Annotated in this window: 21 protein-coding genes and 1 pseudogene; 16 read left to right on the forward strand and 6 right to left on the reverse strand. The window is 62.7% G+C overall.

All coding sequences use genetic code 11. The features are described 5' to 3' along the window. Window positions 1-45: 45 nt before the first annotated feature. From ACQKP4_RS00605 to ACQKP4_RS00675, 15 genes and pseudogenes are all read left to right on the forward strand, one after another. Window positions 46-798 carry a GntR family transcriptional regulator gene (locus ACQKP4_RS00605; RefSeq protein WP_427629415.1) on the forward strand — a complete coding sequence of 251 codons (753 nt, stop codon included), beginning with the start codon at window positions 46-48 and terminating at the stop codon, window positions 796-798. Further along, window positions 795-2,540, forward strand: coding sequence for a fumarate reductase/succinate dehydrogenase flavoprotein subunit (locus tag ACQKP4_RS00610; RefSeq protein WP_427629417.1), 1,746 nt, complete (start codon window positions 795-797; stop codon window positions 2,538-2,540). Before ACQKP4_RS00605 ends, ACQKP4_RS00610 begins: the two co-directional genes overlap by 4 nt. A gap of 25 nt (window positions 2,541-2,565) precedes the next feature. Further along, window positions 2,566-2,811, forward strand: a complete 246-nt coding sequence (locus tag ACQKP4_RS00615; protein ID WP_007946457.1) for a 4Fe-4S dicluster domain-containing protein — start codon at window positions 2,566-2,568, stop codon at window positions 2,809-2,811. A 425-nt stretch (window positions 2,812-3,236) separates the two neighbouring features. After that, a complete protein-coding gene (locus ACQKP4_RS00620; protein WP_427629419.1) occupies window positions 3,237-4,643 on the forward strand; it encodes an ABC transporter substrate-binding protein in 1,407 nt (468 codons plus the stop codon). 149 nt (window positions 4,644-4,792) lie between these two features. Beyond that, entirely contained in the window at window positions 4,793-5,575 is a 783-nt protein-coding gene (locus ACQKP4_RS00625) for an ABC transporter permease (RefSeq protein ID WP_427629421.1), read from the forward strand. Next, a complete protein-coding gene (locus ACQKP4_RS00630) occupies window positions 5,575-6,423 on the forward strand; it encodes an ABC transporter ATP-binding protein (RefSeq protein ID WP_427629422.1) in 849 nt (282 codons plus the stop codon). The genes ACQKP4_RS00625 and ACQKP4_RS00630 overlap by 1 nt, the downstream gene beginning before the upstream one ends. Further along, window positions 6,420-7,382 (forward strand): HEAT repeat domain-containing protein, encoded by a 963-nt coding sequence (locus tag ACQKP4_RS00635; RefSeq protein WP_427629424.1) that lies wholly within the window; start codon window positions 6,420-6,422, stop codon window positions 7,380-7,382. The genes ACQKP4_RS00630 and ACQKP4_RS00635 overlap by 4 nt, the downstream gene beginning before the upstream one ends. After that, window positions 7,379-7,672 carry a DUF971 domain-containing protein gene (locus ACQKP4_RS00640; RefSeq protein ID WP_427629426.1) on the forward strand — a complete coding sequence of 98 codons (294 nt, stop codon included), beginning with the start codon at window positions 7,379-7,381 and terminating at the stop codon, window positions 7,670-7,672. Before ACQKP4_RS00635 ends, ACQKP4_RS00640 begins: the two co-directional genes overlap by 4 nt. A gap of 127 nt (window positions 7,673-7,799) precedes the next feature. Next, window positions 7,800-8,417, forward strand: a complete 618-nt coding sequence (gene lexA / locus ACQKP4_RS00645; protein WP_427629428.1) for a transcriptional repressor LexA — start codon at window positions 7,800-7,802, stop codon at window positions 8,415-8,417. Next, a complete protein-coding gene (imuA, locus tag ACQKP4_RS00650) occupies window positions 8,417-9,034 on the forward strand; it encodes a translesion DNA synthesis-associated protein ImuA (protein WP_427629430.1) in 618 nt (205 codons plus the stop codon). The genes lexA and imuA overlap by 1 nt, the downstream gene beginning before the upstream one ends. A 7-nt stretch (window positions 9,035-9,041) precedes the next feature. Continuing rightward, window positions 9,042-10,457: a Y-family DNA polymerase gene (locus ACQKP4_RS00655; protein ID WP_427629432.1), complete on the forward strand. Its 1,416-nt coding sequence runs from the start codon at window positions 9,042-9,044 to the stop codon at window positions 10,455-10,457. Then, the gene (locus ACQKP4_RS00660; protein ID WP_427629434.1) at window positions 10,433-13,531 is read left to right on the forward strand and encodes an error-prone DNA polymerase; all 3,099 of its coding nucleotides are present in this window, start codon (window positions 10,433-10,435) and stop codon (window positions 13,529-13,531) included. Before ACQKP4_RS00655 ends, ACQKP4_RS00660 begins: the two co-directional genes overlap by 25 nt. 31 nt (window positions 13,532-13,562) lie before the next feature. Next, window positions 13,563-13,643, forward strand: a pseudogene (locus ACQKP4_RS00665) (GntR family transcriptional regulator); the annotation flags it as partial. 139 nt (window positions 13,644-13,782) lie between these two features. After that, entirely contained in the window at window positions 13,783-15,894 is a 2,112-nt protein-coding gene (locus ACQKP4_RS00670; RefSeq protein ID WP_427629436.1) for an ATP-binding protein, read from the forward strand. Window positions 15,895-15,993: 99 nt separating this feature from the next. After that, entirely contained in the window at window positions 15,994-18,630 is a 2,637-nt protein-coding gene (locus ACQKP4_RS00675) for an excinuclease ABC subunit A (protein WP_427629438.1), read from the forward strand. 174 nt (window positions 18,631-18,804) lie between these two features. On the opposite strand, the gene ACQKP4_RS00680 is transcribed toward ACQKP4_RS00675, so the two are convergent. Genes ACQKP4_RS00680 through ACQKP4_RS00705 form a run of 6 tightly spaced genes read right to left on the reverse strand, consistent with a single transcriptional unit; the run spans window position 18,805 to window position 24,232 of the window. Then, window positions 18,805-20,748 (reverse strand): response regulator, encoded by a 1,944-nt coding sequence (locus ACQKP4_RS00680; protein WP_427629440.1) that lies wholly within the window; start codon window positions 20,746-20,748, stop codon window positions 18,805-18,807. Continuing rightward, a complete protein-coding gene (locus tag ACQKP4_RS00685; RefSeq protein WP_427629442.1) occupies window positions 20,738-21,613 on the reverse strand; it encodes a sensor histidine kinase in 876 nt (291 codons plus the stop codon). Before ACQKP4_RS00685 ends, ACQKP4_RS00680 begins: the two co-directional genes overlap by 11 nt. Continuing rightward, on the reverse strand, window positions 21,606-22,616 hold the full coding sequence (locus tag ACQKP4_RS00690) for an ATP-binding protein (protein WP_427629495.1): 1,011 nt from the start codon (window positions 22,614-22,616) through the stop codon (window positions 21,606-21,608). The genes ACQKP4_RS00685 and ACQKP4_RS00690 overlap by 8 nt, the downstream gene beginning before the upstream one ends. After that, window positions 22,613-23,017: an anti-sigma regulatory factor gene (locus tag ACQKP4_RS00695; RefSeq protein WP_427629444.1), complete on the reverse strand. Its 405-nt coding sequence runs from the start codon at window positions 23,015-23,017 to the stop codon at window positions 22,613-22,615. The genes ACQKP4_RS00690 and ACQKP4_RS00695 overlap by 4 nt, the downstream gene beginning before the upstream one ends. After that, window positions 23,014-23,376, reverse strand: a complete 363-nt coding sequence (locus ACQKP4_RS00700; RefSeq protein ID WP_427629446.1) for an STAS domain-containing protein — start codon at window positions 23,374-23,376, stop codon at window positions 23,014-23,016. Before ACQKP4_RS00700 ends, ACQKP4_RS00695 begins: the two co-directional genes overlap by 4 nt. 4 nt (window positions 23,377-23,380) lie before the next feature. Further along, on the reverse strand, window positions 23,381-24,232 hold the full coding sequence (locus tag ACQKP4_RS00705) for an STAS domain-containing protein (protein WP_427629448.1): 852 nt from the start codon (window positions 24,230-24,232) through the stop codon (window positions 23,381-23,383). Window positions 24,233-24,507: 275 nt separating this feature from the next. Between ACQKP4_RS00705 and ACQKP4_RS00710 the strand changes: the two genes are divergently transcribed. Next, on the forward strand, window positions 24,508-24,780 hold the full coding sequence (locus tag ACQKP4_RS00710) for a hypothetical protein (RefSeq protein ID WP_427629449.1): 273 nt from the start codon (window positions 24,508-24,510) through the stop codon (window positions 24,778-24,780). Window positions 24,781-24,786 lie beyond the last annotated feature (6 nt).

Raw genomic sequence — 24,786 nt, forward strand, 5'->3', positions numbered from 1 at the left:
GAACTCTAAGATCACGTCATAACTCGTTATAACAAGTGATCAGCCATGACCGATAACGTTCTCTCCCTCAGCAGCGTGCCGCTGCACACTCAACTGCGCGACGTCCTGCGCAGCCGCATTCTCGATGGCGAATACCCGCAAGACAGTCAGATGCCGTCTGAAAGCGAACTCGGCGCACTGTTCAAAGTCAGCCGCATCACCGTGCGCCAAGCCTTGGGCGATCTGCAGAAAGAAGGGCTGATCTTCAAGATTCACGGCAAAGGCACCTTCGTCGCCAAACCGAAAACCTTCCAGAACGTCAGCACCCTGCAAGGCCTCGCCGAGTCCATGACCGGTCGCGGCTACGAGGTGATCAACCGCTTGCGCAGTTTCAAATTCATCGCCGCCGACAAACTGGTCGCCGAGCGTTTGCACGTCAAGGAAGGCGAAACCGTGGCGCAGATCAAACGCGTACGGCTGATCAACCGCGAGCCGATCTCGCTGGAAATCACTTACCTGCCCAAAGCCATTGGCGAGCGACTGGAGAAGTCCGACCTGGTTACCCGCGACATCTTCCTGATCCTGGAAAATGACTGCGGCCTGGCGCTGGGTCACGCCGACCTGGCCATCGACGCAGTGCTGGCCGACAGCGACCTGACCCAGGCGCTGAACGTCGAACCGGGCTCGCCGATCATGCGCATCGAACGCCTGACCCACAGCGCCGACGGCCAGCCCCTGGACTTCGAACACCTTTACTACCGTGGCGATGCGTTCCAGTACCGCTTGCGGATCGACCGGCAAAAAGGGGCGCAGGCATGACCCACGACTCAAGATCCAGAAGCACGCTGGAACAGGAATACGACATCGTCGTGATCGGCGGTGGCACCGCTGGCCCGATGGCGGCGATCAAGGCCAAGGAACGCAATCGCGATCTGCGCGTGCTGTTGATCGACAAGGCCAACGTCAAGCGCAGCGGCGCGATCAGCATGGGCATGGACGGCCTGAACAATGCGATCATTCCAGGGCATTCGACGCCGGAGCAGTACACCAAGGAAATCACCATCGCCAATGACGGCATCGTCAACCAGGCGGCGGTGTACGCCTATGCGACCCACAGCTTCGAGACGATCGAGCAACTGGACCGCTGGGGCGTGAAGTTCGAGAAGGACGAGACCGGCGACTACGCGGTGAAAAAAGTCCACCACATGGGCGCCTACGTGCTGCCGATGCCGGAAGGGCACGACATCAAGAAAGTCCTGTATCGCCAATTGAAACGGGCGCGGGTCAACATCACCAATCGCCTGGTGTGCACGCGATTGCTGACGGACGAAGAGGGCGCGGTCAATGGTGTGATGGGCTTCGATTGCCGCACCGCCGACTTTCATGTGATCAAGGCCAAAGCCGTCATTCTGTGCTGCGGCGCGGCCGGGCGTCTGGGCTTGCCGTCTTCGGGTTACCTGATGGGCACCTACGAAAACCCGACCAATGCCGGCGACGGTTACGCCATGGCCTATCACGCCGGGGCAGAGCTTTCGAACCTCGAATGCTTCCAGATCAACCCGTTGATCAAGGACTACAACGGCCCGGCCTGTGCGTACGTCACCGGTCCGCTGGGCGGCTACACCGCGAATAACAAGGGCGAACGCTTCATCGAGTGCGACTACTGGAGCGGGCAGATGATGTGGGAGTTCCACCAGGAACTCGAAAGCGGCAACGGCCCGGTGTTCCTCAAGCTCGATCACCTGGCCGAGGAAACCATCCAGAACATCGAAGAAATCCTGCACAGCAACGAGCGCCCGAGTCGCGGCCAGTTTCACGCTAATCGCGGCACCGATTACCGCACGCAGATGGTCGAGATGCACATCTCGGAAATCGGTTTTTGCAGCGGGCATTCGGCGTCCGGGGTGTGGGTCAACGAGAAGGCTGAAACCTCGGTCAAGGGTTTGTACTCGGCCGGTGACATGGCTGCGGTGCCGCACAACTACATGCTCGGCGCGTTCACCTATGGCTGGTTTGCGGGCACCAACGCGGCGGATTTTGTCGCCGGACGTGAGTTTTCGGAGGTGGATGTTCAACAAATCGAAACGGAAAAACTCAGGGTCTACGCCCCTCTGGACCGCGAACACGGGCTGCCCCCCGCGCAAGTCGAATACAAGCTACGGCGGTTTGTGAACGACTACCTGCAACCGCCGAAAGTGACCAAAAAGATGCAAATCGGCCTGCAACGCTTTGACGATATCCAGCGCGACCTCGATCAGATCAAGGCCCACAACCCCCATGAACTGATGCGCGCCATGGAAGTCAGCATGATCCGCGACTGCGCCGAGATGGCCGCCCGCGCTTCGCTGTTTCGCGCCGAAAGTCGCTGGGGGCTTTACCACTATCGGGTCGATCACCCGCAACGCAACGACAGTGACTGGTTTTGCCATTGCCACCTGAAGAAGGGTGACAACGGCCAGATGACCAGTTTCAAGAAAGCCGTCGAGCCTTACATCATTGCGCTGGACGCCGATGAAATGCAGGCCTACGGCCGGCTGCGCGTGGGTGCCTTTGCGGCTTGAGCAACACACTACAGAGAGACCGAAAATGGCCTATCAACCCCAGGAAATCTTCTTCCGCTCGAACGCGCCGGTGACGGTCGACGAGGACCTGTGCATTGCCCACAAAGGCTGCACCGTGTGCGTCGACGTTTGCCCGATGGACTTGCTGGCGATCAATCCGGCCACGCAAAAGGCCTACATGGCGTTCGACGAATGCTGGTACTGCATGCCGTGCGAAAAGGACTGCCCGACCGGCGCCGTAAAAGTCGAAATCCCCTATTTGTTGCGCTGAATAACAGGACGCCTTCGCGAGCAAGCCCGCTCCCACAGGGGAATGCATTTCAAATGTGGGAGCCGGGCTTGCCCGCGAAGAGGCCGGTACAGCTTGCATCTTTATTGACCGAGAGCACGCCTTCGCGAGCAAGCCCGCTCCCACGGGGGAATGCATTCCAGATGTGGGAGCCGGGCTTGCCCGCGAAGAGGCCGGTACAGCTTGCATCTTTATTGACAGAGAAGACGCCTTCGCGAGCAAGCCCGCTCCCACAGGGGAATGCATTCCAAATGTGGGAGCCGGGCTTGCTCGCGAAGAGGCCGGTACAGACAAAAAAAGCCATCCGGCAACACCCGGACGCCAGTTTCCAAACACCCCTCGTTTCCCACCGCGCCCTGATCGTGGCGGAGACGACCATCCTATAAATGATTCGAGGGGAAATACTCATGTTATTGCGTGCAGCATTTGCCGGTCTGGTACTGGCCTCATTCACCTTGTCGGCGCAAGCCGAAACCATCCGCATCGCCATCGGCACCCAGGACACCACCATCAATTGCGCTGCCGGCGGATTGCTGATTCGTGAGCTCGGCTTGCTCGACAAATACCTGCCCCACGACGGCGCCTACAAAGATGCCCGATACGACATCGAGTGGAAGAACTTCACCAGCGGCGCGCCCCTGACCAACGAGATGGTGGCCGGCAAACTCGACTTCGGCGCCATGGCCGATTTCCCTGGCGCGTTCAACGGGGTGGCGTTCGAAACCGCCGGCAAGCACAGCCTGTTTATCAGCGTGCTCTCGGGCAGCATCAAGGGCAGCGGCAACGGCATCGTGGTGCCGAGCGCGTCGGGTGTGCAGTCGCTGGCGGAATTGAAGGGCAAGACCATTTCCGTGCCATTTGCCTCCACCGCCCATGGCATGTTGTTGCGTGCCGTGGCGGCGCAGGGCTGGGACCCGCTCAAAGATGTGAACATCATCGCCCAGCCGCCGGAAGTCGCCGGCTCCGCGTTGCAGGCCGGGAAAATCGACGCCCACGCCGACTTCGTGCCGTTCGCCGAACTGTTCCCGAGCCGGGGTTTCGCGCGAAAAATTTATGACGGTTCCCAAGCGGGCGCGCCGACCTTCCACGGTGCCTTGGTGGATCAGGGCTACGCGAAGAAGTACCCGGAAATCGTCGTCGCTTACCTGCGTGCGAGCATCGAAGCCAATCAATTGCTGGCGGCGGAACCGGAGAAGTACAGCGAGTTGATTGCCAAGGTTACCGGGGTCGATGCCGAGGTCAATTATCTGTTCCATGGTCCGCTGGGCGTGCAGACCCGCGACCTGAGCTGGAAGCCGGAATACCGTCAGGCCGTCGGCACCGCTATCGACACGCTCAAACTGTTGAAGAAGGCTGATCGTGGCCTCGATCTGAACACCTTTATCGACGATCAGTACATTCGCGCCGCGTTCAAGGCCGCGAATCTGGACTACACCGCGCAACTGGCCAATTACGCACAGACGCCGTTGAAAGCGGTGGATGCGGCGAACGGGCAAGCGATCACCGACTTCAGCCACGTCGCGGAAATCTGGGTGCGTGGCGAGCCGAAAGTCCGACAGTACGCCTCGGCAGAAGCGGCGTTTACCGCATTGGCCGGTTTGAAGTCGGAAGGCAAAAACATCCGCGCGGTGTATGCCCAGGCGAGTGACAGCGGCATCAAGTTGCTGGCGGATCAGGCGTGGTTTGCCAGTGATGGCAAGGGTCGTCTCAGCGCCTTCCTGCTCAAGGGCCAGGCCCAACAATTTGCCTCGGCCCAGGGCGGCAAAGTCTTCGACTTCACCGACGCCACCACCCAGGCCGTGGCCACCCGCTAACCCCCAAATCAACTCGGTCAACTGTGGGAGCGAGCTTGCTCGCGAAGGCTCACGCACATTCAACATCGATGTGCCTGAGCCACCGCCATCGTCGGAACACCGCCCGGAGCAAACCCGCTCCCACAGGTTTCGGGTTGAGAGGAATTATTGTGTACGGACCCTATTTGCGCTGGCTCCCCCGAGCCGCCTCGCTGCTGCTCTGCCTCGTATTCTGGCAACTCGCCGCCAGCCACCACTGGAACCTCGGCCTGGTCACTTTCGCCAACGTCCCGACGCCGCTGGCGGTGATCCACGCCGCGTTGGGCCTCGGCGACTCCGGCAAGCTCGGCCAGCACCTGAGCAGCAGCCTCAGCCGGGTTTTTGCCGGTTATCTCGCGGCGCTGATCATCGGCATAGCACTCGGCCTGGCCATCGGCCGCTCGAAGTGGGCCGAGGATCTGTTATTGCCGCCTCTGGAAGTATTAAGACCTATCCCCGCCGTCGCATGGATTCCGTTGGCGATCCTGATGTTCCCGTCCTCGGAACTGTCGATGGTGTTCATTACCTTCACCGGCGCGCTGTTCCCGATCCTGCTGAACACCGTGCACGGCGTCGAAGGTGTCGACCCGCGCCTGATCGCCTCGGCGAAAAGCCTCGGGGCAGGGCGCCGGGCGATCCTGCTGGAAGTGATTCTGCCCGGCGCCGCGCCGAGCATCATCACCGGCCTCGCCATTGGCATGGGCACCTCGTGGTTCTGCCTGGTGACGGCGGAAATGATCTCCGGCCAGTACGGCATCGGCTATTACACCTGGGAGTCCTACACCATTCAGAACTACGCCGACATCGTGGTCGGCATGTTGCTGATCGGTGTGCTCGGGATGGGCAGCAGCCTGTTGATCAAACGTCTCGGCGGGCTGTTCACGCCGTGGCACCGACCACGAGGAAAAGCCTGATGAGCGTGATGCAAACCCCCGAAGGGCGGATCGACATCCGTCAGTTGTCGATTGTCCTCGGTGAGAGCGCGCAAGCCTTCGAGGCCTTGCAGGGCCTGGATTGCCAGATCGAAGCGGGGCAGTTCGTGTGCATTCTCGGGCCCTCCGGTTGCGGCAAGTCGACCTTGCTTGGCGCGCTCGCCGGCCACCTGCAACCGCGTTCCGGCACGCTGAAGGTCGACGGCGCACACATTTCAGGCCCGTCACCGCAACGGGGCATGGTGTTCCAGCACCATACGTTGTTCCCTTGGCGGACCGTGCGTGACAACGTCGCCTTCGGCCTGAAGATGCGCGGTATCGGTAAAGCCGAGCGCCACAAAGCCGCCGATGAAATCCTCGCCCTGGTGGGCCTTGAAGGTTGTGCCGAGCGTTGGCCGGATCAACTCTCCGGCGGCATGCAGCAACGGGTGGAAATCGCCCGGGTGTTGATCAACCGCCCACGCCTGTTGCTGATGGACGAGCCGTTCGGCGCGCTCGATGCGCTGACCCGGCTGAACATGCAGGAGTTGCTGCTGGACATCTGGACGCGGATTCGCACCACGGTGGTGTTCGTGACCCACGACATCGACGAGGCACTGTTCCTCGCCGACCGCCTGCTGGTGATGAGTTCGCGTCCCGGCCGGATCATCGAAGACCTGCGCCTGGACTTCCCGCGGCCCCGCACCACGGAACTGGTGACCCGTCATGAGTTCTCGCGCCTGAAGCGTCATTGCCTCGAATTACTGCGTCACGAAGACGGTCGGCAGCTCCCGCGCCTGAACCCTCTCGGACTGCCTCCTGAAAACAAACTGCCGCGATTTGCCCTATGACCTCTCTATTTGAAGCAACCGATAACGACGACATTCTGGCCCTGCAACCGCGCCTGACCGCTGACGACGCGGGCGTGCGCCGCATCGCGCTGATCGAACTGGCCGACCTCGAAGAACCGGATGGCTTGCTGTGGCTGGTCAATCGACTGGCCGAAGACCCGACCGAAGAAGTCCGTGCCGAAGCCGCGCGGTTGCTCGAAGCGTGGGAGGACGCGCCAGTGGTCGAGGCGTTGTGCCAGGCGCTGACCGATCCGTCGTTGGCCGTGCAAGCCGCCGCTGCGCAAAGTCTCAGCCTGCTGAAAAGCGCAGCGGCGGGCCGGGTGATTCTGCCGTGGACCGGCCATGTCGAGGCCAGCGTGCGCATCGCCGCGTTCAGGGCACTGCGTGAGTTGCGTTGCCCTGATGCCGCCGCTGCGGCGGCCGTCGCGTTGCAGGATGCCGATGCCAGCGTTCGGCGCGAGGCCGTCGGCGTGCTGGGCTGGCTCAAACAACTCGATGCGTTACCGGCGCTGGCAACCTTGGCCAGCGAAGACCCGGACACCGAAGTGCGCCGCGCCGCCACGGGCGCACTCGGTCTGGCGTGCGACGCACAGGTGCTGCCAGCCTTGCGCCGGGCCTTGCAAGATCATGCCTGGCAAGTACGCGAGGAAGCCGCGACCACGTTGGGCAAAGTCGGCCATGGCGACGCCGGGCCGGCGTTGGTCGAAGCCTTGGGCGACGATTACTGGCAAGTCCGCCTGCGCGCCACCCGCAGCCTCGGTCGCTTGCGTTACGCCCCGGCGCTTGAAGCCTTGATCGAAACCTTGGGCCATCGCATCAGCAACCTGCGCAAGGAAGCCGCGCTGGCCCTCGGCGAATTGCACGCCAAAGGCGCCATCGCCCCGCTGCTGGCCGCCCAAGACGACGGCGACCCGGAAGTGCGCAAAGCCGTGCGCATTGCCTTGAGCCAGTTGCAATGAATCCGGTGGCGGTGGGCAATTCACAAAGCAAACAGCAGCTGCGCTTGAACTGGCCGGATGGCCGCGAACAGCTGTTGGATCATGCCGAGCTGCGGCGCCAGTGCCCGTGTTCGCAATGCCGGGCGTTTCGCTTGAAAGGGTTGGCGCCCTTGGTGGATGACCGGGTTCGCGTCATCGAGTTGAACGCCCAGGGTTACGGCCTGCAATTGGTCTTCAGCGACGGCCATGAACGCGGCATCTACCCGTGGGCCTACCTGGCTCAACTCGGCTTGAACACCACGCCACTCTAATGTGGGAGCAACTGTCTTAACCCTGCCATTCGTCACCGCCATTCGTGGTCAGCGACCTCGGCGTGGCCGTTGGCACATTGCCTGCCGGATTGACGGTTGTTGTCAGGAAAACCCGAAAAGAGTACAAATGTACTCCATGACGACTCTGACTCCCCGCCGTACCGCCATCCTGACCTTTATCCGTGATCGAATCGCGGAGCACGGTCAGTCCCCGAGCCTCGCTGAAATCAGCGAGGCGTTTGGTTTTGCCTCGCGCAGTGTGGCGCGCAAGCATGTGCTGGCGTTGACCGATGCCGGTTTCATCGAGGTCAATCCCCATCAGGCGCGGGGTATTCGTCTGCTCGGGCAACCGGCGCGCCCCGAATTGCTCGACATCCCGGTACTCGGCCGAGTCGCGGCGGGTGCGCCCATCGGCGCCGATGCCGAGGTGCACAGCCGATTGCTGCTCGATCCGTCGATCTTCTCGCGGGTGCCGGATTACATGCTGCGGGTGCAGGGTGATTCGATGATCGAAGACGGCATCCTCGACGGCGATCTGGTGGGCGTGCACCGCAATCCCGAGGCGTTAAATGGCCAGATCGTCGTGGCGCGGCTCGACGGTGAAGTCACCATCAAGCGTTTCGAGCGGGTCGGCGACGCGGTTCGCCTGTTGCCGCGTAACCCGGCCTATCAGCCGATCACCGTGCAGCCCGATCAGGACCTCGCGATTGAAGGGGTGTTCTGCGGTCTGGTGAGGCAAGGGTGATGGGGGCCGTCGTTGCGCTGGACACGCTGTTCAATGGCGGCCAGGTCTGGAAGGGCCGGCCCGCGCCCCCGGCCGTCAGCCCGCAACCTACCGGGCATGCCGCGCTGGACGCGGCGTTGCCCAGCGGCGGCTGGCCGGAAGCGGCGTTGACTGAAATTCTGCTGGCCGGGCAGGGCGCGGGTGAGTTGCGACTGGTGTGGCCGGCGCTGGCGCGGTTGTCGGCGGCCGGCGAGCGCATCGTGCTGGTGGCGCCGCCGTACGTGCCGTATCCGCAAGCGTGGCAGAACGCCGGAATCGACCTGCGCCAGTTGTCGATCATCCAGGCCTGCGAGCGCGATGCCTTGTGGGCCGCGGAACAATGCCTGCGTTCCGGCAGTTGTGGCGCGGTGCTGTGCTGGCCGCACAAGGCCGATGACCGGGCGTTGCGCCGTTTGCAGGTGGCGGCGGAAACCGGCTCGACCCTGGCGTTTGCCTATCGCTCGCTCCATGAAGCAGTCAACCCTTCGCCAGCGGCCCTGCGCATCGCCATCGACGCCCGGCCTGCGCAATTGCGCGTGCTCAAGTGTCGGGGCGGGCTGGCGCATTCGGCGCCGATTGCCTTCCCCGTGGGGCATTGAGGTTGCCATGCGCTGGGTGTGTATTCTTTTCCCGCAATTGGCGCTGGACGCGGTACTGCGTCAGCGCCCCGATCCCGATGAACCGCTGGCGCTGCTGACCGGCCCGGCCCAACGGCGGGTGCTGCAAGCGGTCAACCCGTCGGCGCGAGCGCTGGGCTTGCGTCCGGGCCAGTCGATGAGCGCCGCTCAGGCCATGAGCAAAGGCTTTGCCACGGCCGAATACGACGTCGCCGAGATAGAGTACTGGCAGCAGTTTCTGGCGGCATGGGCCTATCGCTTCAGTTCGCAGGTCAGCGTGCATTACCCGCGTGCGGTGGTGTTCGAGATCGAATCGAGTCTGGGGCTGTTCGGACCATGGCCACAGTTCGAAGCACGGTTGCGCGCTGAACTCGGCGAGCTGGGCTTTCGCCATCGGATTGTCGCCGCGCCGAACCCGGTGGCCGCGCGGGTACTGGCCAATGTGTATGACGGGCTGGTGGTGCCGGACGATCAAGCCTTGCAACACCATCTCGGGCAATTGCCGGTCGAGCGCATCGCTCTGGAGCCGGCGGTGGCCACGGCGTTGTCGCGCATGGGGTTGCGCACCTTGAGCCAGGTGCGGGCGTTGCCGCGCCATACGCTGGCGCGACGATTCGAGGCTCAGGTGCTCAAGCACCTGGACGCGCTGTCTGGCACGCGGCAGTTGGCCCTGGCGTTTTACCTGCCGCCGGACCGCTTCGATGTGCGTATCGAGCTCAATTTCGACGTGCAATCCCATCAGGCGCTGTTGTTTCCGTTACGACGCTTGACCGGTGACCTGTCGGCGTTTCTGTGTGGCCGGGACAGCGGTGTGCAGCGCTTCGACCTGCACCTGGAACACGCCGGTTTGCCGGATTCGGTGATCAAGGTCGGGTTGCTCAGCGCCGAGCGCGATCCGGCGATGCTCTTCGAACTGGCGCGCGGGCGGCTGGAACAGGTGCAGGTCGAGGCGCCGGTGCGCGGTTTTCGGCTGCGCGCCGAAGACTTGCCGAGCTTCGTTCCGCAGTATCAGGAACTGTTCGACGACCGCCCGCAGCAGTCCTTGCCCTGGGAGCAACTGCGCGAACGCTTGCGCGCGCGGCTTGGCGATGACGCGGTGCACGGCTTGCGCTTTCAGGCCGATCACCGGCCGGAGTGCGCATGGCAGGCGCAGGTCGACAGTCAGCCCTGTGCGGGGCTGGCGGGCGTGCAGCGTCCGGGCTGGTTATTGACGCAACCAGAGGCGATTCACGAAGGTTCGACACGGATCCTCATGGGCCCGGAGCGCATCGAGTCCGGCTGGTGGGACGGCGCCGACGTACGCCGCGATTACTATTTGGTCGAAACCCGTTCCGGCCAGCAGGGCTGGGCGTATCGGGCCGTGGGTGAGGGCGGTCCGCTGTGGCTGCAAGGCTGGTTCGCATGAGCGTCGGCTATGCCGAGTTGCACTGCCTGTCGAACTTCAGCTTCCAGCGCGGTGCTTCCAGTGCTTTGGAATTGTTCCAACGCGCGAAAAAACACGGCTATCAAGCGTTGGCGATCACCGATGAATGCACCCTGGCTGGCATCGTTCGCGCCTGGCAGGCAGCCAAATCCGAAGCGTTGCCGCTGATCATCGGCAGCGAAATCCGCATCGAGAACGGCCCGAAACTGGTGTTGCTAGTGGAAAACCTCGAGGGGTACGAGCACTTGTGCCGGCTGATTACCCGAGCGCGGCGGCGCACGCAAAAAGGTCAATATCAGGTGCTGCGCGAAGACTTCAACGAACCGCTGCCGGGGCTGTTGGCGCTGTGGGTGCCGGACGCGGTCGATGATGTTGCCAGTGGCCACTGGCTGAAACAGGTCTTCAGCGGGCGCCTGTGGCTGACGGTGCAATTGCATTGCGGCCAGGACGACACTCGGCGCCTCGACGCGCTGCTGACGTTGGCGCGAGAGCTACGGATTGCCGCGGTGGCCAGCGGCGATGTGCACATGCACACCCGTGGCCGGCGCGCGTTGCAGGACACCATGACCGCGATCCGTCATCACCTGCCGGTGGCCGAGGCCGGGTTGCGCCTTCATCCCAACGGCGAGCGGCATGTGCGCAGCCTTGAGGCGCTGCAATCGATCTACCCGCAGGCGTTGCTCGATGAAACATTGGCCATCGCCCGCCGCTGCACATTCGACCTCGGCCAGTTGCGTTATCAATATCCACGGGAGCTGGTGCCGAAAGGCCGGACGGCCACGTCCTGGCTGCGTCATTTGACCCATAAAGGCATTGCGTGGCGCTGGCCAGAGGGTCCAAAAGCCAAGGTGTTGGCGCAGATCGACAAGGAGCTGAAGCTGATCGCCGAGTTGGGCTATGAGAGCTATTTCCTCACGGTGCACGACATTGTGCGGTTCGCCCGTGACCAGCAGATTTTGTGTCAGGGCCGTGGTTCGGCGGCCAACTCGGCGGTGTGTTTTGCCTTGGGCATCACGGAGATCGACCCGGACCTCACCACGCTGTTGTTCGAACGTTTTCTCTCCAGGGAACGCAACGAGCCGCCGGACATCGACGTCGATTTCGAGCACGAACGCCGCGAAGAAGTCTTGCAGTACGTGTTCCAGCGTTACGGTCGGACCCGCGCCGCGCTGACGGCGGTGGTCAGCACCTATCACGCGGCCGGCGCCGTGCGCGACGTGGCCAAGGCGTTGGGTTTGCCACCGGACCAGATCAATGCACTGGCCGATTGCTGTGGCCACTGGAGTGACCAGGCGCCGCCCGTCGAGCGCCTGCTGGAAGGCGGTTTCGACCCCGAGAGCCCGGTGTTGCGCCGGGTGCTGAGCCTGACGCAACAGTTGATCGGTTTCCCCCGGCACCTGTCCCAGCACCCCGGTGGCTTCGTGATTTCCGAGCAACCGCTGGACAGTCTGGTGCCGGTGGAAAATGCGGCCATGGCCGAGCGCACGATCATTCAGTGGGACAAGGACGACCTCGACGCGGTCGGGCTGCTCAAGGTGGATATCCTGGCGTTGGGCATGCTCAGCGCGATTCGTCGTTGTTTTGACCTGCTGCGCCGCCATCGCAATCAAGACTTGAGCCTGGCGAAGATCCCCGCCGAAGACTCGCTGACCTACGACATGATTGGCCGTGCCGACACCATCGGCGTGTTCCAGATCGAATCCCGCGCACAAATGTCGATGCTGCCCCGGCTCAAACCGCGCAATTTTTATGACCTGGTGATCGAAGTCGCCATCGTCCGCCCCGGACCGATCCAGGGCGGGATGGTGCATCCGTATTTGCGCCGACGGAACAAGGTAGAGCCCGAAACCTATCCCTCGCCGGAACTGGAATCGGTGCTCAAGCGGACCTTGGGCGTGCCACTGTTCCAGGAACAAGTGATGCAGATCGCTATCGTCGCCGCCAACTACAGCCCCGGCGAGGCCGATCAGTTGCGCCGCTCCATGGCTGCCTGGAAACGCCACGGCGGACTGGAGCCGCACAAGGAGCGGCTGGCTGCCGGGATGGAAAAGAACGGCTACACCGCGGAGTTCGCCGCGCAGATCTTCGAACAGATCAAAGGCTTCGGCAGCTACGGGTTTCCCGAGTCCCACGCCGCCAGTTTCGCCTTGCTGACTTACGCCAGTTGCTGGTTGAAATGCCACGAACCGGCCGCCTTCGCCTGCGCGCTGATCAACAGCTGGCCGATGGGGTTCTACAGCCCGGATCAGATTCTGCAGGATGCCCGCCGGCATCATTTGCAGATTCGCCCGGTGGACGTGCGCGCCAGTGACTGGGATTGCAGCCTCGAACCCATCACCGGGGCGCAACCGGCGATTCGTATGGGGTTGCGGATGATCAAGGGCTTTCGCGAGGACGATGCCCGGCGCATCGAAGCCGCCAGGACGAGGGGCACGTTTGTCGACATCACCGACCTGGGCGAACGCGCGCGACTCGATGCCCGCGCCCAGGAGCAACTGGCCGATGCCGGCGCGCTGCGTGGCCTGGCCGGTGACCGGCATCGGGCGCGCTGGGAAGTGGCGGGGGTGCAAAAACAGCTCGGCTTGTTCGCCGGGCTGCCGAGTCAGGAAGAGGCGCCGGTGTCGTTGCCCAAACCCACGGTGGGCGAAGACCTGCTGGCCGATTACACCAGCGTCGGCACCACCCTGGGCCCGCATCCGCTGGCATTGCTGCGCGGTGAACTCCAAGCCCGGCGCTGTCGTAGCTCGAAACAACTGCTGGAGGTTGAACACGGGCGGCCGGTCAGCGTGGCCGGGTTGGTCACGGGGCGGCAGCGGCCGGGCACCGCCAGTGGCGTGACGTTTGTCACCCTTGAAGACGAATTCGGCAACATCAATGTCATCGTCTGGCGCGACCTGGCCGAGCGGCAACGCCAGGTGCTGGTCGGCTCGCAATTGCTCAAGGTCGATGGCCGTTGGGAAAAACAGGGCGAAGTGCGGCACCTGATTGCCGGACGCCTGAGCGACCTGAGCCCGCTGCTTGACGGCATCCGCGTGCGCAGCCGCGATTTCCGCTGAGCAAGTATCGGGTAATCCTCGGTATTCGCACGGCATCGAGCAGGCGATTCTCGACGTCGCCGCCACCCTGAAAACCGGCTACCATCCGCTCACGCACCTGATCGAAGTGTGAGGCTTTCCCAGATACACAATCAGCTATGCCGCTGATGAAACCATTGGCGACAGCCATGCTCGAAACAGACGGGCGCGTGCCGTCTTCATGCGGTTGCGATCCCGCGAGTCAGCCATCTACAGGGGTATTGAGCCAGTCAATGCAGTTTCTATCTGACAGCCATGGGTGTGCCGGCTGGAACGGCGAAATGGCCGGGCGTATTCGTGCGTTCGACTGGGGCCAGACCGAACTCGGCCACCTCGACACCTGGCCCGCCAGTCTGTGCAGCGCCGTGCAATTGGTGCTCGCCTCGCCGATGCCAATGGTGATGCTCTGGGGGCGCGCCGGCTACATGATCTACAACGACGCTTATTCGGTATTCGCCGGCGGCCGCCATCCCTATTTACTGGGCGCGCCAGTGGAGCTGGGCTGGCCGGAAGTCGCCGAATTCAACCGTTATGTCGTTGATACCTGCCTGGCGGGCGGCACCTTGTCCTACCGCAATAAAGACCTGGTGCTGTTGCGCGACGGCGTCCCCGAGCAGGTCTGGATGGACCTCCACTACAGCCCCGTTGCCAACAATGACGGGCAGCCTGCCGGTGTCATGGCGATGGTTGTGGAAACCACCGAGCATGTGATTTCCGAGCGCCGGCGTCAGGCCGCCGAAGATGCCTACCGCGCCGACAACGAACGTGTGCGCCTGGCCCTGAATGCCGGGGCCTTGCTCGGTTCGTTTGTCTGGGACATCAAGGCTAACGTCCTGTCCGGCGATGAACGTTTTGCCCGGACCTTTTCCTTTACCCCCGAACAGAATTTGTCCGATCTGCCGACCGAAGTGGCCGAGTCCCGCATCCACCCGGACGACCTCGCCTGGGTGCAGGAACGGGTCAACAACTCGGTGAAGACCGGCGAGGCGTTCAACGCCGAATACCGAGTGCTGCGCACCGATGGCAGTTATTTGTGGGTTCAGGCGAGTGGCTGTTGCGAGTTCAATGAACAGGACGAACCGTTCCGTTTCCCCGGCGTGTTGATCGACATCCACGAACGCAAGACCGCTGAAGAGTCCTTGCTCAAGTTCACGCGCAATCTGGAGCAGCGCGTCACTGATGAAGTCGACGCGCGACTGGCGGCGGAAGAACAACTGCGCCAATCGCAGAAACTCGAGGCCATCGGCGGCCTCACCGGTGGCGTGGCGCACGACTTCAACAACCTGCTGCAAGTCATCGCCGGCAACCTGCATTTGCTGGCACGGCACGAACCGGACAACGCCAATGTGCAGCGCCGTGTCAGTGCGTCGATTGCGGCGGTCGAGCGCGGCGCCAAACTGTCTTCGCAACTGCTCGCGTTTGCTCGCCGCCAACCGCTGTCACCGGCGGTGTGCAGCCCGCAACAGATCTTTGAAGGCCTGGGTGAATTGCTGCAGCGGGCGCTGGGCGAAACCATCCAGATTGATGTGCGGCTGCCCACGGAAGTCTGGTCCATCAACGTCGATCGCAATCAACTGGAAAACGCCATTCTCAACCTGGCGATCAATGCCCGTGACGCAATGCATGGCGAGGGCACCATCGACCTCAGCGCCGACAACGTTGCCCTTGATCGCCGGTTCTGCGCGGGCAAAGGCATCGTCGCGGGCGATTATGTGCGCGTGGCGGTGGCCGACACCGGCGCCGGCATGTCAGCCGAGGTGCTGGCGCAGGCATTCGAGCCATTTTTCACCACCAAGGCCGACGGTCAGGGTACGGGCCTGGGTTTGAGCATGGTCTTTGGCTTCGTCAAACAGAGCGGCGGTCACATCGAGATTGCCAGCGAGGTGGGGCAGGGCACGCGAGTGCAGTTGTATTTCCCCCGAAGCCTGCGCCCGGTGCTCAGCGAGACACCGCTGCAAGATGGGCAATACGGCGGCGGTCACGAAACCATTCTGGTGGTCGAGGACAACGAGGCGGTGCGCAGCACGGCGGTGGAGCTGTTGAGTGAAGAAGGTTACACAATCCTGACCGCCGCCAACGGCGACGCCGCCATGCAGATGTTGCTCAACGGGGTGGCGGTGGACCTGATTTTCACCGACGTGGTCATGCCCGGCCTGATCAAAAGTTCGGAGCTGGCGGCGTGGGCCAAAGTGCAACAGCCGCCGGTGGCGGTGCTGTTCACCTCCGGGCACACCCGGGACATTATTTCGCGCAACCACCAGCTCAGCCCCGACACCTTCCTGCTGAGCAAGCCTTATAGCCCGCAAGCACTCACTCAAATGGTCCGCACGGTTCTCAGCGGCTGAACACCTCACCTGCAGGCGCCGAGCGTGCTCGCGATGGCAGCCGCCCTCGTTGGCACACTCATCGCTTGCAGCCCTTGAACTCTCCATCCAAGGTTTTCCATGACTTCCAAGCGCACCTCCAATCCTCCTTCCGGCCTGGTCAGGGTGCGTGGTGCCCGGGAACACAACCTCAAGAATGTCGACGTCGACATCCCGCGCGATGCGTTGGTGGTGTTCACCGGCGTGTCCGGTTCGGGCAAGTCGTCGCTGGCATTCTCGACGTTGTACGCCGAAGCGCAACGGCGCTATTTCGAATCCGTCGCGCCGTACGCGCGGCGCCTGATCGATCAGGTGGGTGTGCCGGATGTCGATTCCATCGACGGTTTGCCGCCGGCCGTGGCCTTGCAACAACAGCGCGGTACGCCGAGCACGCGGTCCTCGGTGGGCAGCGTCACCACGTTGTCGAGCCTGATCCGCATGCTCTATTCACGGGCCGGCAGTTACCCGGCGGGCCAGCCGATGCTGTACGCCGAAGACTTTTCGCCCAACACCCCGCAAGGCGCTTGCCCGCAGTGTCATGGTCTGGGCCGGGTGTATGAAGTCACCGAAGCGCTGATGGTCCCGGACCCGAGCCTGACCATCCGCCAGCGCGCGGTCGCGTCCTGGCCGACGGCGTGGCAAGGGCAAAACCTGCGCGACATCCTTGTGACCATGGGCTACGACGTCGACAAGCCGTGGCGCGATCTGCCGAAAAAACTGCGGGACTGGATTCTCTTCACTGAAGAAACCCCCACCGTGCCGGTGTACGCCGGGCTCACGCCGCAAGAAACCAGGGTCGCGCTCAAGCGCAACATGGAACCGAGTTACCAGGGCACGTTCACCGGTGCCCGACGCTACATCCTGCACACCTTCACCCATTCGCAAAGTGCGCTGATGAAGAAGCGTGTGTCGCAATTCATGCTTGGCAGCCCATGCCCGTTGTGCGACGGCAAACGCCTCAAGCGCGAGGCGTTGTCGGTGACCTTTGCCGGCTACGACATTGGCGAACTGTCGCAGATGCCATTGCTGCAAGTGGCCGAGGTGCTGAAGCCGGTGGCGGCGCAGAGCTACCTCGAACAGGCCGACGAAGCGAGCGACGTGTTGTCCCACGACCAGACCCAGACCGCTCGCGCGCAACGCGTGGCTCACGGCGCCAGCGGCCATGCCAATGCGCCAGACGTGCGCCATACGCCGAATCTGTCGGTGGAAAAACGCTTGGCAGCGCAGCGGATTGCCGAGGACCTGCTGGAGCGGGTCAGCACTCTGACCGATCTGGGCCTCGGTTATCTGGCGCTGGAACGCAGCACACCGACGCTGTCGTCCGGTGAGTTGCAGCGGCTGCGGTTGGCGACGCAACTGGGTTCGCAGCTGTTCGGCGTGATTTATGTACTGGATGAACCCTCGGCGGGCCTGCACCCGGCGGATGGCGAAGCGCTGTTCGAGGCGTTGCAACGACTGAAAGCGGCCGGCAACAGCGTGTTTGTGGTCGAGCACGATCTGGAAACCATGCGCCGCGCCGACTGGCTGATCGATGTCGGCCCGGCGGCGGGCGAAAACGGTGGCCAGATTCTCTACAGCGGTCCGCCGGCCGGCCTGGCCGACATCAGCAACTCGCAAACACGCGCCTACCTGTTCGCCGAGCAGGTCAGCGAACCCCGGGTCAGCCGCCAGCCGACCGACTGGCTGCGCCTGGACGGCATCACCCGCAACAACCTGAACCACCTCAGTGCCGAGTTCCCATTGGGCTGTTTTACCGCCGTCACCGGTGTTTCCGGTTCCGGCAAATCGAGCCTGGTCAGCCAGGCCTTGCTGGAACTGGTCGGCGCGCACCTGGGCCGGCCCGGCAGTGACCGCGAACCCGAAGAGCTGAGCCTTGAGGATGACGCCCCGCAAGTCAGCGGCGGTCAGGTCACGTCAGGGCTGGATTCGATCAAGCGACTGGTGCAGGTCGACCAGAAACCCATCGGCCGCACGCCCCGTTCGAACCTGGCGACCTACACCGGTTTGTTCGACAACGTGCGCAAGCTGTACGCCGCCACGCCTGACGCGCAAGCGGCGGGTTACGACGCGGGGCAGTTCTCTTTCAACGTCGCCAAGGGTCGTTGCCCGACCTGCGAAGGCGAGGGGTTTGTCAGCGTCGAGTTGCTGTTTATGCCGAGCGTTTATGCGCCATGCCCGACCTGTCACGGTGCCCGGTATAACCCTGAAACGCTGGCGATCAGTTGGCAGGGATTGAACATCGCCCAGGTGTTGCAATTGACGGTGGACGAAGCGGTCGAGGTGTTCACCGAGCAACCCGGCATTCGCCGCTCGCTGGAAGTGCTGCGCGATATCGGGCTGGGTTACTTGCGCCTTGGTCAGCCGGCGACAGAGTTGTCCGGCGGTGAAGCGCAGCGGATCAAATTGGCGACCGAGTTGCAGCGCAATCAGCGTGGCGCGACCTTGTATGTGCTCGACGAACCGACCACGGGGCTGCATCCGCGGGATGTCGATCGGCTGCTGGAACAGCTGAATACGCTCGTGGCGGCGGGGCATACGGTGATTGTGGTCGAGCATGAAATGCGTGTGGTCGCGCAGAGTGACTGGGTGATCGACATCGGGCCGGGTGCGGGGGATCAGGGCGGGAAAATTGTGGTGGCGGGGACGCCGCGGACAGTGGCCAAGAGCAAGAAAAGCAAAACCGCACCGTTTTTGGCTCGGGTGCTGGGTTCGGCTTGAGGGCAGTAGTGAGTATGAGGGCGCTTTCGCGAGCAAGCCCGCTCCCACAGGACATTGCGATCACTGTGGGAGCGGGCTTGCTCGCGAAGGCGGTGGGTCAATCAGTACAAGGGCACCTGCCACACCGCCTTCGCCAGAGTGCCAAGCCTGCCCACGGTGCCTGCCGGGTTTACCTCAGGCGTAACCGAGGGTGCGCCTGACTTTGTCCAGCAGTTCACTGATCTGGAACGGTTTGATCAGCATCTCCATGCCTTTGCCGAGAAACACCTGCCGGTTGATCGCGTTTTCCGCGTAACCGGTCATGAACAGGATCGGCAAGCCTTCACGCCAGCCACGCGCCACGTCCGCCAGTTCGCGGCCGTTCATGCGCGGCAACCCGACGTCGGTCAGCATCAGATCAATCGACGGATCGTTTTGCAGCCGTTCCAGAGCGCTTTCGATATCGCCAACTTGCGTGCAGCGATAACCGGCGTCCGCCAGCACTTCGGTGACGAACATGCGCACCGAAGGCATGTCCTCGACAATCAGCACGTGCTCGCCCGAACCTTGATGGTCCACGGTCTCCGGCACGACGTCTGCCGTGGTCGGGTCCGTGCTGGCGGGCAGCATGATCGTCACCTCGGTGCCCCGTCGGGCGACGCTGCGAATGTGCGCGTCGCCGCCCGATTGGCGGGCGAACCCGTAAATGCTCGACAACCCCAGGCCGGTGCCCTGGCCGAGGGGTTTGGTGGTGAAAAACGGGTCGAAGACTTTGTCGATCACGTTGTGTTCGATGCCCGTGCCATCGTCGCGCACTGCCAGCGCGACATACGCGCCGTCCGCCAGTTTCACGTCGCCGTGGGAATACGCCGCGTAGGTGCTGACCCAAATGTTGCCGCCTTGAGGCAACGCATCGCGCGCGTTGATCACCAGATTGAGCACGGCACTTTCCAGCTGGATCGGGTCGACCAGCGCAATGGCCGCTTTGGAGGTCAGTTCGAGTTTCAGCGCGATGTGTTCGCCGATGGTGCGCACCAGCAATTCTTCGAGGGAGCGGATGTGCTCGTTGATGTCCACGGGCCGCGTGTCGAGCGGTTGCTGCCGGGCAAAGGCGAGCAGACGATGCGTCAGCGCGGCGGCGCTCATCGCCGAGTTCAATGCCGCGTCGGTGTAAAACAGCACCTTGTCGGTGCGCGCATCGGCGACCCGTTTCTGGATTAGTTCCAGGCTGGTGATGATGCCGGTCAGCAGGTTGTTGAAGTCATGGGCGATGCCGCCGGTGAGTTTGCCCAATGCGTCCATTTTCTGCACTTGCAGCAACTGCGCTTCGGTGCGCACGCGCTCGGCGATTTCACGTTCCAGTTGCGACGTCGCGTCGTCGAGCCGCGCCAGGTGCGAGCGTTCGCGGTGGCGGTGTTCGGTGACGTCCTCGACGAATACCAGGCTCAATTCCGGGGTGCGATAGGGCGAAATCTGCCATTCGGTCTCCCGCAGCTCGCCTTCGACCCGCATGTTCAAAATGCCTTTCCAGCGCTCTCCGGCCGCGAGCCGCAGGCGCAGTTCGTCGAGCACGGCGTCCTGCTCCTCGGCGAAGCATTCGCGCAGGATATCGGGGTCCAGGTTGTCCTGAATCAGCCGGGCGAATGCGTGGTTGCATTCGTGGACCCTGAATTGCGCGTCCAGCACCGCAATCGGCGCCGACACGTTGACGAAAATCTCGCGAAAACGCGCCTCGCTTTCACGCAGGGCGTTTTCGGTTTCACGCACCCGCAGCAGGGTGCGCAGGGTCGCGAGCAGCACGTCCGGATCAACGGGGTGGATCAGATAAGCATCCGCGCCAGCGTCGAGGCCGGTGATGATGTCGCCGGTCTGGATCGACGCGGCGGACACGTGAATCACTGGCAGCAGGGCGGTGGCGGGCTCGGAGCGCAGTTTGCGCACGATGTCGAAGCCGCTCATGTCCGGCAGATTGACGTCCAGGATCAGCGCGTCGATGGCTTCGCTGTCGATCAGCGCCAGGCCGTCGCCACCGGTCCCGGCTTCCAGCACGACGTAGCCGTGGGGCTCCAGGCGTCGGCGCAGTGCGTAGCGCGTGGCGACGTTGTCATCGACGATCAGCAGTCGGATGTCACGTTTCATCGGCGGGCTCCATGGCGATGGCCAGCGGGATGATCACGAAAAAGGTCGAACCGACCCCGGGCGTACTCTCGACCCCGACTTCGCCACCCAGTAGTGCGGCGAAGCGTTTGCACAGGGACAACCCGAGACCGGTGCCGCGCAGGCGTTTCTGCAACGGCGAGTCGACCTGGGAAAAGTCCTCGAACAATGCGCCATGCAGCTCGGGAGCGATACCTATTCCGGTATCACTGACGGCAAAGCGCACACGGCTGGTGCCTTCGAGCCGGGCCGAAACCCGCACTTCGCCGCGCGTGGTGAACTTCAGCGAGTTGGAAATGAAGTTGCGCAGGATCTGCCCGAGCTTCTTGTCATCGGTGTACAAGCGCGGCAGGCCGACCGGTTCTTCGAAGATCAGGTCCACGGCCGTTGCGTCGACAATCGGGCGAAACATGCCGCGCAGGGCGGCGAACAAATCGAACATGTCGAACCAGGCAGGGGAAATGCTGATGCGCCCGGCCTCGATCTTCGCCAGGTCGAGCAAGTCGTCGACCATGTCGCTCAGTTCACGCGCGGCGGTGCTGACGAAGGCCACTTGCTTGTGTTGTTCCTGGCTCAGCGGCCCGTCGAGTTCATCGGTCAGCAGGCTGGCGATGCTCAGGATCGAACCCAGGGGCGTGCGGAACTCGTGGCTCATGTACGACAGGAAACGGCTCTTGAGGTCCGATGCCTGGCGCAGTTCTTCGGCCTGATTGTCCAGCTCGGCGTAGAGCGCCAGTACACCCTGATTGGTTTCGTCGAGTTCTTCACGCAGGGCGGCGGACTCGCTCTGCAAGCGTTGGATCAGCGCTGTCTGTTCATCGTGCGCAAGTGTGGGCGATTCAGCCATGGGCGGCCTCCAGGGCAACAACCAGTACCGTTACGTCATCCCGGCCACGACAGAAATCGCGGTGCAGGACGGCGGCTATCACGGCGGGATGGCGGTGCACCAGGCCGGGGTAGTCTTGCAGGTTCCAACGAGACTGCAGGCCATCGCTGTACATGATCAATAAGTGTCCATTCACGTGAGCATAGTCAAAAGGCTGGGCTTTCCGGTATTGCCCACCAACGATTCCAGGGTGCGACGCCAGGCCCCGGGACTTGTCGGGCGCGATCAGGCTGGCGCCGATGTTGCCGATGCCAGTGAATTTGAGGCTGGCGTGCTGGCCATCGAATTGCGCAAACGCGGCGGCGCCGCCACGGGTGCCGGTCATGGCTTGATGCATGTCCTCCATCAAGAGGCCCGGCGAGGCAAACGGGGTGAGGGCGAAGGCTTTTTCACCGGCGCGGGCGGCGCGTTCGGCGTCTTCGCCATGGCCCAGGCCGTCGATCACCAGCGCGCTGAGGTGCGGCCCGTCCAATGCAAGGTGCCAGACATCGCCGCACGCCGGGTCGTTGTGCAACGAATGCTGGCTGACGCCCCAGCGCAAGTCAGCGACTTTGTGCGCACGCGGGTACAACCGCGCCAGCAGCACCGCGCCCCTTGCGTCAGCGTACACGTCGAAAACCTCGGTCTGTCGCGACACCGCGCCAAGACCGATGCCCTGCGTACCGCCGGTGGAAAAACCATCCGCCAGGCACGCCTGCAAATCAAACCCTTGCGCGCGATCCACCGCGATCATCTCGATGCCGTTGCCGTTTTTGAAGGGCAGCAACCGCAGGTGCAATTCGCCCCTCGACGCGTGCTTGAGCACGTTGCTCGCCAGTTCGGTGGCTACCAGCGCCACGCGTCCGGCATCGGTGGCGTCAAAACCGTGGGTTTCAGCGAGCTTCTGCGCGGTGCGCCGGGCATGACCGATCTGGCTGCTGTCTTCGAGCGTCAGCACGAGGGTCAACGAACCTGTGATGTTCATGTCCATCGGGTGATCGTTATGCGAGTGCCTTCACCGGGCGTGGTGTCCAGTTCGAATTCATCCACCAGCCGTTTGGCGCCGGTCAGCCCCAGGCCGAGGCCGCTGCCGGAGGTCCAGCCATCGGTCATGGCCAGTTTGATGTCGGGGATGCCAGGGCCTTCATCGCGAAAGACCAGGCGCAAACCGACCCGCGAGTTCTCGTCGAGGATCTGCCAGTCCATGTCGCCACCGCCGCCATACACCATGGTGTTGCGCGCCAGTTCGCTGACGGCGGTCACCAGTTTGGTCAGGTCGATCAAGCGCATGCCGCACTCCGTGGCGAGCCTGCGCGCGGTCTGCCGGGCCAGCACCACGTCCTGCTCGATCTGAATCGGTTGAGAGCCGCTACTGCGCAGGGTCATTGCTCGCGTACTCGATCCTGAAGCAGTTTCATCCCGCGCTCGACGTTCAGTGCGGTGCTCACACCGGGCAAGGTCAGCCCGAGTTCAACCAGCGTGATCGCCACGGCGGGCTGCATGCCCACCAACACGGTTTCGGCGTCCATGATTTTCGACAGGCCGGAAATCGTCCCGATCATCCGCCCGATAAACGAATCGACCATGTCCAGCGCCGAGATGTCGATCAGCACACCCCGCGCCGAGGTGTTGTTGATGCGCTCGGACAGGTCGTCCTGCAAGGTCATGGCGAGCTGATCGTGCATGTCGACCTGGATGGTCACCAGCAGAAAGTCGCCCATTTTCAGAATTGGAATGCGTTCCATCGGTTTATACCGACTTGCTGACGGTGATTCCCAGACGAGTCAGGGCCAGTTTCAGGGCATCGGCCAGATTGGCTTTGGTGACCACGCCTTGCAGGTCGAGGCCCAGGTGAACGATGGTCTGGGCGATTTGCGGACGTACGCCGCTGATGATGCAGTCGGCGCCCATCAGGCGAATCGCGGTGACGGTTTTCAGCAGGTGCTGGGCCACCAGTGTGTCGACGGTCGGCACGCCGGTGATGTCGATAATGGCGATTTCCGAACCGGTGTCGACGATCCGTTGCAGCAACGATTCCATCACCACCTGGGTGCGTTGCGAATCGAGGGTGCCGATCATCGGCAACGCCAGTACGCCGTCCCACAGCTTGACCACCGGCGTCGACAGTTCCAGCAGTTCTTCCTGCTGACGCTTGATCACCGACTCACGGGATTTCTGGAACGTGCGGATGGTGTGCATGCCCAGCGCGTCCAGCAACTCGGAGACTTCCCAGAGTTGCTCGGCCAGCAGCGCCGGGTTGGCTTCGTAGTGGCGTTGCAGCAGGCCGAAGGTCGGGCCTTTCAGCGAGAAAATGAAACTGGCGGTTTGGTGGGAGTCCTGGCCGAGCAGGGCGCGGCTGTGGGAGAGCTTTTCGAGAAACTGGCGGATCTCATCCCAGCCCGGCGTATTGATGTTCTGGCCGTTGCCGTTTTCCAGGCCGGAAATCAACAGGTGCAGAAATTCCGAGGTCTGTAGCTTCAGATCCTGTTCTTTCAGGTTGCGGGCGGCGCCATTGGCTTCCTGGCTCTTGATCCATTCCGCCAGCAGTTGCGGCTGGTTGTTTTTCATCGCATCGAGCGTGCTGATTTGCAGTGCTGCCATGTGTTTTAGCTCCTGGAAAGTCTTCGCCGATTCCCCAAACAACGACCGGCGTGAATCAATGACATTTGCCGATTCAAATAGTTGTTCGCCCGCACGGGATTATTTGCTCCCGTGCAGCACTGCTCCTAACTCTAGTAGGCACTGGCGCTCACGGTGATTTTTGACAAGGATCAGCTATGGCTTGGCTCATTGGATTGAACCCCTGACTTTGCGTGGCTTCGAACCTTCAAGGCCCACACTTTCAGGTGTGGGCTCGCCGAACAGACGAGGTGCGTATGAAAGACGAAACCACACAACGCCAGGATCAATCGGGTGCGCCGATTAACCGCAACGACCCGGCCATCGATCCTGATGTTCCGGGCGAGACTATGCCGGGCGGGCAAGGCCAGTCAACCGCTTCGCCAAGCGCCGATGCCGACGGCCAGGTTGATCAGAAAAACCATCACACCGATAACGACAACGAGTTCAGTCCAGGCTTCAAACCGAATCCCGACCGGCCCAAACCCGGCGAAGCAACCGACGCTGACATCGACACCGATGGCGGCTAGTCAATC

Origin of the sequence: Pseudomonas sp. NPDC086278 (genome assembly GCF_050280905.1) — a bacterium.
GTDB lineage: Bacteria > Pseudomonadota > Gammaproteobacteria > Pseudomonadales > Pseudomonadaceae > Aquipseudomonas.